The sequence below is a fragment of the Endozoicomonas sp. G2_1 genome (genome assembly GCF_017744155.1).
Lineage (GTDB): Bacteria > Pseudomonadota > Gammaproteobacteria > Enterobacterales > Alteromonadaceae > JAGHQT01.
Genome location: NZ_JAGHQT010000001.1, coordinates 277,545 through 293,370 on the forward strand (window position 1 = coordinate 277,545; position 15,826 = coordinate 293,370).

A 15,826-nucleotide genomic window follows, 5' to 3' on the forward strand; every position below is an offset into this window, starting at 1 on the left:
GTTAGGAATTTTGTTTACATGTACTTTTATGCGGCTCGCCAGCCGATTTTAGATTTAGACAAAAACTTATACGCTTACGAGCTACTTTTTCGTGACAGTATTGACAATGTTTTCCCCGATATCGATGGTGATGAAGCCACCACAAAAATGATTGAAGCTAGCCGCTTTAATATGGGTATCAGTGACTTTACCCACAACAAGCCCGCTTTTATCAACTTTACACTAGACACCATTAGCAAAGGTTACCCTAAAATGCTAACCACTGACGAAGTGGTAGTTGAAATATTGGAGACAGTAAAACCGGGTAAAAAATTATTAGCCGAGTGTAAAGACTTATTTGAGCAAGGTTATACCCTCGCGCTTGACGATTATGTCCATCAACCAGTATGGCAACACTTCTTTCCTTACATCAAAATAATCAAAATTGATTGGTTAGAAAGTAGACCTGAGCAAATGGAACAAGTCAAAGCGGCGATCAAAGACTTTCCTCACATCCAGCTTTTAGCTGAGAAAGTTGAAACCTACGAAGAATACGAGCAAGCGAAAGCGCTTGGCTGTACCTTGTTTCAAGGCTACTTCTTTTCGAAACCAGAAATGGTTAAAACGAAAAGCCTATCGCCCTCGCAAATGGCGATGGCAGAACTACTTTATGAGACATCTAAGCCAGAATTAGACTTAGCTAGTATTACTTCTGTTTTTGAACGCGATGTAACCTTGTCTTACAAGCTTCTTCGTTATGCTAACTCGCCAATATTTAGGCGTAGAAAAGAAATTTCGACGATTAAACAAGCGCTAATCACACTTGGTTCAAGTGAACTTAAACGTTTTCTCGGCGTGATGTTTGCCGCCAATGTCAACCCAGACAAACCATCTGAGCTGATTAAGTTTTCTATGACAAGGGCGAAGTGCTGTGAAGCTATTGCTGAGTTTATAAACGCGCAAGTGGATGGCCCTACCGCTTTCTTAACTGGCTTAATGTCGCTAATTGATGCGATTTTAGATGAAGACTTGGCTGCGATTTTAGAAAAGCTACCTTTAGCTCAAGAGATTAAAGAAAGCCTACTGACTAAAAAAGGTATGCTTGCCAATTTAATTAAGCTTACAGAGCTTATTGAACAAGCACAGTGGGAAAAAGTAGAGCTGGCTTGTGACAAACTCAAGCTAGACAAACAGCAAGTCGTTAAGGCCTACAACGACGCCGTCGCATGGGCGGATGAACAAGCCCTAATATCTGAATAAAGGCCCTGGGTTTAAACTCAAGATTGAGACAAAAGCCTTAAAAAACAAAAAGGGATAATAAAACCACTTTGGTGTTTTTATTATCCCTTTTTAGTTTGGCTGAATTAGTCTGTTGGCTTTATCGCAACCTACTCAAAACCGTTCGGGTTTTGTGACTGCCAACGCCAAGTATCGGTAATCATTTCAACTAAGCCACGCTCTGCTTGCCAACCCAATAAGTTGTTAGCAAGTTCGGCATTGGCAAATACCGTTGCGATATCACCAGCTCGTCTCGGTGCGATTTGATAAGGAATGTCGCGCTCAGCAGTTTGCTTAAACTGCTCAACAATTTGCAATACCGACGTACCGTTGCCGGTACCCAAATTAATCGCCTGACAGCCGTCAATTTTATCAAGACTCTCTAGCGCTTTGACATGGCCAAGCGCCAAGTCAACAACGTGAATATAATCACGAACACCAGTACCATCAATGGTATCGTAATCATCGCCAAATATTTGTAATTGAGCCAGTCGACCAACGGCTACTTGCGCAACGTAAGGCAATAAATTATTTGGAATACCATTTGGGTTTTCACCAATAAGGCCTGATTCATGGGCACCAATTGGGTTGAAGTAGCGCAAACAGGCAATTGACCACTCGGGATCACTTTTGGCTAAATCAAACAAAATATGCTCTATCATCAACTTAGTTTGGCCGTAAGGATTAGTCGCTGAAGTTGGCATGGTTTCAACCAACGGAGACTGGTTATTTTCACCATAAACCGTTGCTGAAGAGCTAAATACGATATTCTTAACCTTGTGCTCTGCCATGACTTCCAACAAAGTAACCGTGCCAGAAACATTGTTGTGATAGTAACTCAATGGGATATCGTTAGACTCACCGACGGCTTTTAAACCAGCGAAGTGAATTACAGCATCAATAGCGTTTTCGCTAAACACTTTATCCATCGCCGCACGATCACAAATGTCCGCTTCAATAAAACGAGGACTAAGACCTGTTATTTGTTCAATTCGGGGTAAAACTTGCGTAGAAGAGTTAGCTAAGTTATCTACAATAGCAACGTCATGGCCTAATTTTAATAATTCGACCACGGTATGACTGCCAATATAACCGGTACCACCTGTAATGAGTAAATTCATCAGTTCCCTTATATACTTATGTAAAACGTATCAATAGCGCATTATTGATAGTATTTTGTCACGGCTTCAACAAAGTTCTCAAGTAAATTCTCAGGTAACTGATTAATTCCCGCAGCTGCTGAGCGACCACCGCCGGTTGGAAACTGGACGCAAATATCGCCAGCACCTTGTTTATTGTTTAATGGTGCTCGTAAGCTAACCGTGTAACTAACTTCAGAGTCAGCATTTGGCTCACTATTACTTTGACTATTTTTGGTCAGTACTGCATGTGCCTTATCAGGGTTACGGTTAGCCAATAAATTACCGTAGACACCGCTGACTCGCCTTGCCCATGGAGCATCGTCCAATAACACGATCTGACAAATATCGTTATCGGCAACAACTTGTGCCGACTCGGCTAAGGCAATATCGGCTTGGTAGGCTTGATTAAGTTTTTCAAATATCGAACCGCTTTGATTAACCAGTAGCAAAGGATCAGGGTACTCTAGTAAGGCTTGATACAAATCTTTTGGATGATAATGAAGATCACCAATATCGTTGCCATAGCCATTGTAGTTAATCACTATCCCGAGCTGCTTGAGCAGTTCTTGATCTGTAGCTGAAATACCTAACTGCTCGGCAAGCGCCATTGCCGATTGATTCATATTATCTCCAAAAGCGGCAGCGACAGCCCAATGAGCATATTTACCACCAAGGTAGTGGTTAATGATAAGGCTAGTACAAGTATTAGCGTCAGTATCAATTAAACTGGTTAAGCGCTCCGATTGCGGTATATCGCCAACGCGATGGTGGTCGGCATAAAAAACATCAACACCGCTGTTTAACAGCTCAACCAACGCGGTGTGATTTTTCTCCATTGAGATATCAAGCACAGTTACTGACTTAGCTTGATTGACATCAACTTGCTGTAACAACTCAATATCCCGTTTAACACCGGTAACTAACTGACTTGTTTTAGGCTCAGCCAAGCGCAATTGCAGTAAAGCGATAATGCCGTCGGCATCGCCATTAAAAACGTCAAAATGCATAGAAATCTCTCTAAACTGCTTTGGTTGAGCTGATAAAGCCTCGCTCAGCTAAAAAGCTAAGTACTTGCTCCGCACATTGCTTAATGTCGGCTTCTGCAGTTTTAACGTGAATAGCAGGATTAGCGGGTACATCATAATCAGAGTCGATACCTGTAAAATGCTTGATTTCACCAGCGCGTGCTTTTTTGTATAGGCCTTTAGGGTCTCTTTGCTCGCAAACTTCTATTGGGGTATCAATAAAAACTTCGATGAATTCAGCTTCGCCGATTTTTTCTGCTGCAAGGGCGCGATCACTAGCAAATGGCGAAATAAAGGCAGTGGAAACAATCAATCCGGCATCGACAAACAGTTTGCCGACTTCGCTAATACGTCGAATGTTTTCTACTCTATCTTGGTCGGTAAAGCTTAAATCACCATTTAAGCCATGACGAACATTATCACCGTCAAGTAAGTAGCTGTGATAGCCGCGTTCAAACAACAAGTCGTCTACCGCATTAGCAATGGTTGACTTACCTGAGCCGCTTAAACCGGTATACCAAAGTAAACAAGGGCGTTGGCCTTTTTGCTGAGCGCGCTGTTGTTTAGTAATTTGCTGAGGATGCCAAACAGTATTTTCAGTTTTCATTAGAAGCCTACATTAAATTTACTCAAATGTGTCTAGACAACGGGTACTTGAGCGATAGTGAAAATTAAAACGGGAACACTCGCGGTAACACTGTCAGTACCACCGCACTATAAACCAGTGAAACTGGCACTCCAAATTTTATAAAATCCAATAACTTATAGTTGCCGGCGTTATAAACCATAACATTGGTTTGATAGCCATATGGACTAATAAAACTGCCACTAGCAGCAAAAGCGACGGCCATGACAAATGGCATCACGTTCACCCCCATCGCCAGCGCAATGCTATAGGCAATAGGAAACATTAGCGCTGCTGCTGCGTTGTTAGTGACTAATTCGGTCACTAATAAGGTTAAACCAAAGATTGCGATAAAGACTAAATAGACACTATGACCAGCTAACAGTGATTCAATATGTGATGACATCAAAGCCGCTAGCCCAGTATTTTCAATTCCTTTAGCCAGAGTTAGCGCGCCAAGTACGATCATCCAAATTTCCAACGGAAATCGACGCTTAATTTCATTGACCGTTAGACACTTGGTAAACAGCAGTAAGGCGAGATAAAATAGAGCACAGGTTAGCAAAGGCACCGAAAATAGTACCGAGACAGCGATCGCCGAGATAAAGCCACCAATAGTGCTAATGTTGCGCCAGCCGTGGAGCATATTTTCTGGTTGATGGCCAGAGAGAATATAGAAGTTTTTCGACAAGTTAGTACGTGCAGCAAAGTCGTTACCAACAGCGAGTACCAAAAAATCTCCGGCTTGAATACTAATATCGCCGAGCTTTCCTGATAATCGTCCACCATCGCGCCTTACTGCCACCACAGCAGCATCAAAGCGAGCGCGAAAACCGGCGGTTTTTAGCGTTTTACCGACAATCGCTGAATCGGGTTTAATTACCACTTCAGTTAAGTTATCTCGTAGTAAACCGTCTTGTTGAGCATATAGTTCAAGACCGTCAAATTGTTTCAAAACAAACACTTGTGAGATATCACCAGAGAAAATTAGTTTGTCACCGGCTTGCAGCACTTCTTCAGGGGTCACAGGTGAGATCATGCGGCCACAGCGAACGACTTCAACCAAGAACAAGGTCCCTAAGTTACGCAAACCATTTTCTTCGACACTCTTGCCGATTAACTTAGATTCTGCGGTTATTTCCGCCTCAACAAAATAGTGCTTTTGCGAAAACTCTTGTTTCGCCATTCGCGGTAAACTGGGAATACGTAGAAAAATAACAAAGAAACAACAAAACAGTGCTGCTAAGCCAACCAGTGTAAAGTCGAAAAACCCCAAGCTTGGCTGACCTTTCTCAATCAACATACTGTTGACAATAAGATTAGTTGAGGTACCGACTAAGGTCAGTGTTCCCCCCAATACTGCCGCGAATGACAAAGGTAATAATAACCTGCCTGGATTGATCAAGGTGTTGTTTTTTACCGTGCTAATCAAGGCGGCAACAACGGCAGTATTATTCATCAAGCCAGACGCTAATGCAGCCAATACGAGCGTACGCAAACTCGACTTAACTTTAGACCCGTTAATTAAAAGACTAGAAACCTTGCGCAATACGCTAGTGCGTTCAAACGAGAAAGAGCACAGTACCAGTAACACTAAGGTCATCAAACCTGGGTTGACCGCATTTAGAAACACTTGTTCAGTGGTAACAAATGAAGCGGCAAGACAGGTTAAGGTGGCAACGCCAAAAACCCGTTCAGGATGGTTTTGACAGCGAATTAAACCGGCAAAAGTGCCAAGAAAAATAACAAGCATAAGTGCTTGGTCAAGTGTCATAATAACCTCTTGATTCAAGCACTAGAAATATAAAGAGCGGTGGTGCAAAGCGACAGGGGTTAGTTTTAGCTTTCAGCTGATTATCAAAAAATAAATAAAACATTTTTCTCTCAACAGCGCCTTTGTGCATTTGCACCTTATTGAAGAGACTAACTTTGTTTACTTGCTAAGTAACTTAGTTAAATCTCTCGCTCCCCAGTGTGGGAAGTGCTTGCGAATAAGTGCATTCAACTCAAGTTCAAAAGCAGAAAATGCTTGCTCGTTCTTCTCCTCTAACGTGCTAACGATCATGCCAGCACCGACGGTGATATTACTGATGCGATCAACAATAATAAATGAACCCGTTTCGCGGTTGGTATCATAAGGGTCAAAATGCAAGGTTTCCGCAACAGCAAAATTAGCATTGCCAATTTCATTGAGCGCTAACTGGCTGCTGTCACTTTTAACCATAGTATTAACATCAATTTGATGATTAATCTGGCTAACGTAACCCGTGGTCATCTTAGTGCCGTGCTTAATGTAGTATTCGCGACCGGCTTCTAAAGTGTCGTCATGCATCCAAACAACGGTCGCTTCAAATTCTTTAGAAGAGTTGGGTAAATTACCTTTCTTGACGATCATCTCGCCGCGACTAATATCGATTTCACCTTCAAGCGTTAAGGTAATCGCTTGACCACGTTCAGCGCGCTCTAAATCGCCATCAAAGGTGACAATTGACGCCACTTTGCTTTCTTTACCTGAAGGTAGCGCAACTATGCTGTCGCCTACGCGAACATTACCCGAAGCCACTGTACCGGCAAAACCGCGAAAATCTAAATGAGGGCGGTTAACATATTGAACTGGGAAGCGGAATTCACTGAAACTATCTGTGTCATCAACCTTAATAGTGTTCAATAATTTCATCATGGTGGCGCCTGGGTACCATGGCATATTGTCACTTTCTTCAACAACATTGTCACCGTCAAGTGCTGAAATAGGCACAAAACGGATATCAGTAAAGTTAAGGTCGTTGGCAAATTCACGATAATCTTTCTTAATTTGCTGATAGGTCTCTTGACTGTAATCGACAAGATCCATTTTGTTGACCGCTACTAATACGTGCTTAATACCCAATAGTGAACAAATAAAAGAGTGACGTCTGGTTTGTACTTGTACACCGCGGCGGGCATCAATCAAAATAATCGCCAAATCACAGGTTGAAGCGCCGGTTGCCATGTTGCGGGTGTACTGCTCATGTCCTGGAGTATCGGCAATAATGAACTTGCGCTTGTCGGTCGAAAAGTAACGGTATGCAACATCAATAGTGATGCCTTGTTCACGCTCTGATTGCAAGCCATCAACCAACAATGCTAAGTCAACTGCTTCACCAGTAGTACCGGATTTTTTACTGTCATTTTCAATAGCGGCTAATTGGTCTTCAAAGATCATTTTTGAGTCGTGAAGTAAACGCCCAATTAGAGTACTTTTGCCATCGTCTACGCTACCACAGGTAAGAAAACGCAAAAGCTCTTTGTTTTCATGTTGCTTTAAATACGCCTGAATGTCTTGTTCGATAAGTTCTGATTGATGAGACATAATCTAATTCCAATAAAATTTTTATTAACCAATAAGTGTTGAATGCAAACAAAAGAAAATGACTTAGAAGTAACCTTCCATTTTCTTTTTCTCCATCGAGCCTGATGAATCATGGTCAATAACACGACCTTGACGCTCAGAGGTTTTGGTTAATAACATTTCTTGAATAATTTCAGGTAAAGTTGCCGCTTCAGATTCCACAGCGCCCGTTAATGGGTAGCAGCCCAAGGTTCTAAAGCGAACACTTTTCATTTGTACTTGTTCGTTGTCTTCTAGTGGCATACGGTCATCATCAACCATAATAAGTGTGCCATCACGTTCGACAACTGGACGTTTTGCCGCGAGATACAAAGGAACAATTTCGATATTTTCTAGGTAGATATATTGCCAAATATCCAGTTCTGTCCAATTAGACAATGGGAACACACGAATGCTCTCACCTTTGTTCACTTTACCGTTGTAAGTGTTCCAAAGCTCTGGACGCTGGTTTTTAGGATCCCAACGGTGATTAGTATCACGGAATGAATAAACGCGCTCTTTAGCACGAGACTTTTCTTCATCACGACGAGCACCGCCGAAAGCAGCATCAAACTGGTACTTGTCTAGGGCTTGTTTTAAGGCCTGAGTCTTCATGATATCGGTGTGTTTAGCACTGCCATGAGTAAATGGACCTACTCCCATTTTCAAACCCTCTGGGTTCTTATGCACTAATAATTCAAAGCCATAGTCTTTCGCTAAACGATCGCGAAAGGCAATCATTTCTTTAAACTTCCAGTCTGTGTCAACGTGAAGTAATGGAAAAGGGATTTTACCCGGCGCAAACGCCTTCCTCGCAAGGTGTAATAAGACTGCAGAGTCTTTACCGATCGAATAAAGCATTACCGGGTTGTCAAACTCGGCAGCAACTTCACGAATAATATGAATAGATTCAGCTTCAAGCTTTTTTAAGTGCGTTTGATTCATGGTATTGGTATCAATAATCTAAGTAATTGTAGAAATAATGCCATAGCTTTACCAACACATCCATATAAGAACACTCTCTTATATAACCATAAATTATATTGAACTTGAGCAATAAAAAAGCCGCTGTTTAAGCGGCTTATGTTCTAGAGCTCTAATGATTTGAGGTAATCTGTAAACTCGGCTGCTAATTTGGGGTGACGAAGCGCATATTCAACATTTGCTTTCATATAACCGATTTTCGAACCGCAATCGTGAGATTTGCCCATCATATGAAATGCCTCGACCATTTCAAGCTTCATTAAACTTGCAATAGCATCGGTAAGCTGTATTTCACCACCGGCCCCTGGTGGTGTATACTCAAGCAAATCCCAAATTTTCTCAGATAAAACATAACGACCGACTACCGCGAGATTGGATGGGGCTTCATCTACTGGTGGTTTTTCGACAACGGCAGTCATCGCTTGAGATTCACCTGCGTTAAGCTCTACACCACCACAATCAACGACACCATAACTGCTAACCTCTTCCATAGGCACCGGCTCTACCATGACTTGACTGTAACCACCAACTTCATGATATCGTTTAAGCATAGCAGCCAAATTTTCGGTTTTTAAATTTGCGCTAGCGTCATCCAAAATCACGTCTGGTAAAACAACAACAAATGGTTCATTACCAATAATAGGTCTAGCTTTTAATACTGCGTGCCCCAAACCTTTCGCCTCACCTTGCCTAACGTGCAAAATAGTGACTTCTTTTGGACAAATTGCTTGAATTTCCTCAAGCAGCTGGCGTTTAACCCGTTTCTCAAGTGTCGTTTCAAGCTCAAAAGACTTGTCAAAGTGGTTCTCGATAGCATTCTTAGAAGAATGAGTCACTAACACTATTTCAGTAATGCCTGCGTCAATACATTCATTAACTATGTATTGAATCAGCGGTTTATCGACAATGGGCAGCATTTCTTTTGGAATAGCTTTAGTTGCTGGCAACATTCGCGTGCCCAAACCAGCGACAGGTATTACCGCTTTTTTTATTTTACTCATTGATATAAATTCCAATTTAAACGTATTTAATTTGTAAGTTCTAACAAAGTTAACGTTACTAATCCATGTTATAGCGATTAAAGATGGCTGAAAATAATTCAATCGCTAACAAATTAGTACTAGCTAAATTTTATAAAACTCGCGATACCAGTTAACAAAACGTTCTACTCCGTCGGCAACAGAGACCGAAGGTCGGTGTCCAGTGACTTCAAATAAGTCTTCAACCTCTGCATAGGTCTGATAGACATCACCAGGCTGCATCGGCATAAAGTTCTTATTGGCTTCAAGACCCAATGAGCGCTCTAGTGACTGAACAAACTCCATCAACTTAACGGGATTACCATTGCCAATATTAAACACGCGATATGGCGCACTACTGGTCGCGGCATTACCCGTCTCTACCTTCCAAGTATCATCGGCTTTAGGAATGATATCTTGGACCCGAATAACACCTTCAACAATGTCATCGATATAAGTAAAATCTCGCCTCATATCACCGTTGTTATAGATATCTATCTGCTTACCTTCAACAATTGCTTTAGTAAACTTAAACAACGCCATATCTGGACGCCCCCATGGCCCATAAACGGTGAAAAAGCGTAAGCCTGTAGTGGGAATGCCGTACAAATGTGAGTAAGTATGAGACATTAACTCATTAGACTTCTTTGTGGCAGCATAAAGTGATATTGGGTGGTCAACGCTATCAGAAGTGGCAAATGGAACTTTACTATTTAGTCCATAAACAGAGCTGGATGATGCGTAAACTAGATGCTCGATATTGTGGTGACGGCAACCTTCTAAAATAGTCAAATGACCAACTAAGTTAGAGTCAGCATAAGCCAGCGGATTGTCTATTGAATAGCGAACCCCAGCTTGCGCTGCTAAATGAATAACGCGATTAAACTGCTCTCGTTCAAATAAATCAGCAATACCCTCTCTATCAGCCAAATCGAGCTTAATAAAGGTAAAGTTCGTTAAACTGTCTAATTCAGCTAATCTTGCCAACTTTAGATTTACGTCGTAATAATCATTAATATTGTCGATACCAACAACTTGATGGCCTTGCTCGCATAAACGCTGAACAACATAAAAGCCAATAAACCCTGCGGCGCCAGTGACCAAAAACTTCATCTATATATTCCCTAAAAATAACAATTAATCTGAACCAAAAAGATCACGAGTATAAACTTTATCAGCAACGTCAGCTAAATCATCGGACATTCTGTTAGAAACGATAACATCTGAAATATTTTTAAAATCCTCTAATGAGCGCACAACTTTCGAGTTGAAAAAATCGTCTTCTGTTAATTCTGGCTCGTAAATCACCACAGGTATTCCCTTAGCCTTTATACGCTTCATAATGCCTTGGATAGAAGACGCTCTAAAGTTGTCTGAGCCCGCCTTCATTATTAAACGATAGATTCCAACAATTTTAGGTTGACGTTTAATTATTGATTCTGCGATGAAATCTTTACGAGTAGTGTTGGCATCAACAATGGCACGAATAATATTATTTGGCACATTTTGATAATTTGCTAGCAACTGTTTAGTGTCTTTAGGTAAGCAGTAACCACCGTAACCAAATGATGGATTGTTATAATGGTTACCAATACGAGGATCTAGGCTGACACCTTCAATAATTTGGCGAGAATCTAAACCATGAGCTTCAGCGTAAGAGTCGAGTTCATTAAAGTATGAGACTCGCATCGCTAAATAAGTGTTTGAGAACAACTTAATAGCTTCGGCTTCTGTCGAATCCGTAAACAAGACATCAATATTTTCTTTAACTGCACCTTGTACTAATAAATTAGTAAATTGTTCAGCTCGATCACTTCGTTCACCAACAACCACACGTGATGGATATAAATTATCGTAAAGTGCTTTACCTTCTCGCAAAAACTCAGGTGAAAAAATAATATTTTCACAATTAAATTCTTGCTTGATACGCTCGGTATAACCAACAGGAATTGTCGATTTGATGATCATCACCGCATCGGGGTTAATGGCAATAACATCTTTAATAACTGCCTCAACAGAGCTAGTGTCAAAGTAGTTAGTTTCAACGTCATAATCTGTCGGCGTAGAAATAACGACAAAGTCAGCGCCTTGGTAGGCAAACTCTTTGTCTAAAGTTGCAGTAAAATTCAGTTTATTTTCTGCTAAAAACAATTCAATTTCTTTATCAACAATCGGCGATTTTTTATCGTTTAACAACGCCACTTTTTCAGCATTGATATCTATTGCAACAACTTCATTATGTTGAGCTAGTAGCATCGCATTAGACAAACCTACATAGCCGGTGCCGGCTACCGCTATTTTCATATATATTCCTTAAGTAAAAAGAGCTTATGTACCATACATAAGCTCTTTAACAAACTTCACAAACAATTTAACCATATTACTGATAAAAATTGAAATGCGTTATGTTACATTCAAAGTTTAATAACTCTACTTAACACCTTGGTTACTATCTGCTCAGCTTGCTTTGGACTTAGCGACTCAGCATAACATCTTAGTTCAGGCGCATTACCAGAGGGTCTTAAGTGAATAGTACTTTGGTTTGAAAGTGTCATGCGCAAACCATCAGTTAAGTCGACATTCAATACACCTGAAGATTCAAAACCAAGTAATTGAACCAAACTGCATGCATCGTCTTTGTATTTTTCAATCAGCGCTGTACTTTTTTCAGTGGCAAAATTTTTAATACGGTCACTGGCCGAAAAACGAATTGATACCTGCTCTACCATAGTGGAAATTGTTGACTCACCTTTAGATTGCGAAAACAGCATAATTGCAGGCAGCACGGCATCACGAGTTGGTAGTGCTTTTAGCTCTTTACCACTGACTTGTGTATCAGTACCTAATAAAAAGCCACCATTAGCTTCAAAACCTGCAACAGATTTATAGTTTTCATCCAATTGAGTAAATTCAGCGATAACATAGGGTGAACCAATACGCGTGCGCTTAACTTTTTTAAAAGCGTTAGAAAGTTCAATTGAAGTATTTGAGCTCACAGGAACAGACAAGGCTTCAATATTTAATGCTTTTGCGCAAAGTAGCCCTAGAATATCACCGCGCAGCCAACTTCCCTTTTCATCGGCGATTAATGGTCTATCACCATCACCATCAGTGGAAAAAATGGCATCAAAGCCATACTCTTGCGACCACGCAACGGCTTTTTGCTTATCCTGCTCAGAAACGGCCTCAGTATCGATAGGAACGAAAACATCACTTGGTTCCAAGCGCATCACTTTAGCACCAAGTGCTTCAAAAATTTGATAGTAAAGCTCACGACCAGCGCTAGAGTGCTCATAGATACCGATATGCTTATCGGCTAAAACAGGAGAATCAAACAACGAGGTGTAACGCTCGATATACTGCTTTTCAGCAAGGTCGCTAACGATTAATTCCGGTAAATTTTCTATTGATTGAAAATCAATGTCACTGGCTAAAATAGCATTTTCATCCGCTTTAGAAATTTCACCATCAGGGCGATAAAACTTCAAACCATTACGATCAAAAGGAATATGACTTCCCGTCACCATGATACAGGGAATACTCTGTTGCATCGCACAATAGGCAAGCGCAGGCGTTGGAATAACACCATAGTACTCAATTGTAATCCCTTGCTGCTCAAGTGCCCCACTACAGGCCTGTGCCATGGCATAACTGCTAGGGCGATTATCAATAGCAATAGCTAAGCGCTCAACGTTAAAGCTTTCTTTGAAAGAGTCAACAAAGGCAAGTGCAAATGCTGCACAGACATTAGGAGTAAACTGCTCAACTAAACCACGAGCACCACTGGTGCCAAATGCAACACCAGATTCTGCTAACACTACTTTCGTGTTTAACATTCGAATTCCTTAATACAAGCAGCTACTTATTTTCAACACGACCATAGCGGTCTTCAAAGCGAACAATATCATCTTCACCAAGATAAGAACCTGATTGTACTTCAATAAGCTCTAAATCGACCTTACCTGGATTTTCCAATGCATGAACAACGCCTATTGGGATATAAGTTGACTGGTTTTCGGTTAACAATAACTCTTGCTCGCCGTTGGTGACTTTGGCCGTGCCTGAAACCACAATCCAATGCTCAGCGCGGTGATGATGCATTTGGACAGATAACTTGGAACCTGGTTTTACGGTAATACGCTTAACTTGAAAGCGCTCACCATTATCGACAGAATCGTACTTGCCCCAAGGACGATAAACTTCGCGATGATGTTTAAATTCAGATCTCTGTTCCGTTTTAAGTTGATTAACCACTTGCTTAACTTCTTGGACTTTTGATTTCTTAGAAACCAAAATAGCATCTTTGGTCTCAACAACCACGACATCATCAAGGCCGACAACGGCAACTAGGCGTTCTTCAGCATTGACATACGTATTTGAACTGTTGACATTAATCACATCGCCTTTAAATACGTTACCATCAATATCTTTATCTTCAATATCCCAAAGCGCAGACCAACTGCCGACATCACTCCAACCACAATCCATGGGTACTACAACCGCGTGTTCCGTTTTTTCCATTACCGCATAATCGATAGAGTCATCAGGACAAGCATCAAAAGCTTCTGAATCAACGCGAATAAAATCAATGTCCGCTTGGGTTTTTGCCATAGCTTGTTCACAAGCGGAGTAAATATCTGGGCGATATGCTTTTAACTCATTTAGGTAACTACTGGCTTTAAACAAGAACATACCGCTGTTCCAATAGTACTGTTCACTCACAAGATACGATTGTGCTTTCGCTAAGTCCGGTTTTTCAACAAAACTATCGACAATAAAACCTTCGCTATGCTCATCGCCACGCTTGATATAGCCGTACCCAGTTTCAGGGGCTGTCGGGACAATACCAAACGTGACCAACTTGCCTTGTTCGGCAATAACAGCAGCTTTTTCGATGGAAGCACAAAATGCTGCTTCATCTTTAATAACATGGTCGGCTGCAAGCACTAGCAAAAGAGGGTCTTCGCCTGAATTAATAGCTTGAAACGCAGGCAAAGCAATAGCGGGAGCAGTATTGCGACCAACTGGTTCTAAAATAATACCACTATTAGGTATACTCTTTGCTCGAAACTGCTCTGCAACAGAAAATCGATGCTCTTCATTACAAATAACCATTGGTGCTTTGTGGTCAACACCAGACAAGCGCTTAGCGGTTGCCTGTAGCATTGAGTTTTCACCGAATAAAGTTAAAAACTGTTTTGAGAAAAGCTGACGAGATAACGGCCATAAACGGGAGCCTGAGCCTCCGGCCATAATTATTGGCGTAATCATATAAACACTCCTTATACTCTGTTAACAGCTTCGTCAATTGCTTTTAAATATTTCGCTATTACTATTTTTTCATCAAACTTAGACTCTGCAAGCTTTCGACTTTCTAATGCAAAAGATTTCTTTTGTTCTATACTTAACTGAATAAACAAGTCAATCTTACTTAATAAACTGTCGCCATCTTTTGGCGTGCATAAAAATCCATTTACACCATCTATCACTGTTTCCTTACAACCTACATTATTCGTTGTTATAATCGGCTTTCCAGATGCTAACCCTTCTAACAAAGATTTAGGTACACCCTCTCTGTAAAATGATGGCAAAACCATACAATCAACAGAAGCTATCTTGTCTTCTACACGGTCACTTTTTCCTAAAAAATTTATCACTCCATCTTTGATCCAATGGTCTAAATCCTTACGATTAACTGCATCAGGCTTTTCGTCTTCTAAAAAACCTAGCAGCTGAAATTCAACCAAATCACCATATTTTCTCTTAAGCTCTCTAGCTGCATACGCATATTCATAGATACCTTTTTGTTTCAATAATCGAGCTACAAGTAAAAACTTTACATTACCATCAAATTTTCTATTCGAAAATGAAAACCTATCAAGGTCAATACCAGAACCAAAAAGTCTTTCAGTTTTCTCAAATTGAACTATATTTTGATCAAGAAACAACTGACGATCTTCTTCATTTTGAAAAAAAACTTTAGAAGCTTTTTTTTGTGTAAATTTATATAGTAGCCGAGCGATAAGTGATGGTACTGAAGACTCAGAAAAAAGTTTTCCTAGACCAGCTATATTATTTATACATTTAATATTAAAAAGAGACGCAGCTAAGGTACTGTAAATATTATTTTTAGGTGTAAAATTTAAAACTACATCAGGCTTTAATCTTTTGTATAGCAAAAGAAATCCTACAAAAGAGTAACAGTCATAAAAAGGATTAGTTCCTGATTGATCTATTTTAATATTTAACCATGAACAACCTACAGCAGATAGTTTCTCACTATATTCATCTTTCGGAGCTATTGCGATAACACTATGTCCATCACGAATTAATTCCTTGATAGTGTTCAATCTAAAATTATATAGATACCAACTTGTGTTTGCTGAAATAATAATTTTCATTAATGT

13 protein-coding genes are annotated in these 15,826 nt (G+C 40.5%); 1 reads left to right on the forward strand and 12 read right to left on the reverse strand.

Annotation, left to right across the window (positions count from 1 at the left end; translation table 11 throughout):
* The first annotated feature begins 18 nt into the window (after positions 1-18).
* Positions 19-1,239, forward strand: a complete 1,221-nt coding sequence (locus tag J7384_RS01240) for an HDOD domain-containing protein (protein ID WP_209110404.1) — start codon at positions 19-21, stop codon at positions 1,237-1,239.
* A 128-nt stretch (positions 1,240-1,367) separates the two neighbouring features.
* Here the strand turns inward: J7384_RS01240 and galE are convergent, their stop codons facing one another.
* From galE to J7384_RS01300, 12 genes are all read right to left on the reverse strand, one after another.
* Complete coding sequence (galE, locus tag J7384_RS01245) at positions 1,368-2,378, reverse strand: UDP-glucose 4-epimerase GalE (protein ID WP_209110406.1); 1,011 nt, start codon at positions 2,376-2,378, stop codon at positions 1,368-1,370.
* A 41-nt stretch (positions 2,379-2,419) separates the two neighbouring features.
* Positions 2,420-3,406, reverse strand: coding sequence for a DHH family phosphoesterase (locus J7384_RS01250; RefSeq protein ID WP_209110408.1), 987 nt, complete (start codon positions 3,404-3,406; stop codon positions 2,420-2,422).
* Positions 3,407-3,416: 10 nt separating this feature from the next.
* Positions 3,417-4,031 (reverse strand): adenylyl-sulfate kinase, encoded by a 615-nt coding sequence (cysC, locus tag J7384_RS01255; RefSeq protein WP_209110410.1) that lies wholly within the window; start codon positions 4,029-4,031, stop codon positions 3,417-3,419.
* Positions 4,032-4,095: 64 nt separating this feature from the next.
* Positions 4,096-5,823, reverse strand: coding sequence for an SLC13 family permease (locus tag J7384_RS01260; protein WP_209110412.1), 1,728 nt, complete (start codon positions 5,821-5,823; stop codon positions 4,096-4,098).
* A 159-nt stretch (positions 5,824-5,982) separates the two neighbouring features.
* Positions 5,983-7,398 carry a sulfate adenylyltransferase subunit CysN gene (cysN, locus tag J7384_RS01265; protein ID WP_209110414.1) on the reverse strand — a complete coding sequence of 472 codons (1,416 nt, stop codon included), beginning with the start codon at positions 7,396-7,398 and terminating at the stop codon, positions 5,983-5,985.
* 63 nt (positions 7,399-7,461) lie between these two features.
* A complete protein-coding gene (gene cysD, locus J7384_RS01270; RefSeq protein ID WP_209110416.1) occupies positions 7,462-8,361 on the reverse strand; it encodes a sulfate adenylyltransferase subunit CysD in 900 nt (299 codons plus the stop codon).
* Positions 8,362-8,504: 143 nt separating this feature from the next.
* Positions 8,505-9,401, reverse strand: a complete 897-nt coding sequence (gene galU / locus J7384_RS01275) for a UTP--glucose-1-phosphate uridylyltransferase GalU (RefSeq protein WP_209110417.1) — start codon at positions 9,399-9,401, stop codon at positions 8,505-8,507.
* Between the two features lie 123 nt (positions 9,402-9,524).
* A complete protein-coding gene (locus J7384_RS01280; protein WP_209110419.1) occupies positions 9,525-10,532 on the reverse strand; it encodes an NAD-dependent epimerase in 1,008 nt (335 codons plus the stop codon).
* Between the two features lie 24 nt (positions 10,533-10,556).
* On the reverse strand, positions 10,557-11,723 hold the full coding sequence (locus J7384_RS01285) for a nucleotide sugar dehydrogenase (RefSeq protein ID WP_209110421.1): 1,167 nt from the start codon (positions 11,721-11,723) through the stop codon (positions 10,557-10,559).
* Positions 11,724-11,833: 110 nt separating this feature from the next.
* A complete protein-coding gene (locus J7384_RS01290; protein ID WP_247741562.1) occupies positions 11,834-13,255 on the reverse strand; it encodes a phosphomannomutase in 1,422 nt (473 codons plus the stop codon).
* Between the two features lie 22 nt (positions 13,256-13,277).
* Entirely contained in the window at positions 13,278-14,690 is a 1,413-nt protein-coding gene (locus J7384_RS01295; protein WP_209110423.1) for a mannose-1-phosphate guanylyltransferase/mannose-6-phosphate isomerase, read from the reverse strand.
* 11 nt (positions 14,691-14,701) lie between these two features.
* Positions 14,702-15,820, reverse strand: coding sequence for a glycosyltransferase family 4 protein (locus J7384_RS01300; RefSeq protein WP_209110425.1), 1,119 nt, complete (start codon positions 15,818-15,820; stop codon positions 14,702-14,704).
* Positions 15,821-15,826 lie beyond the last annotated feature (6 nt).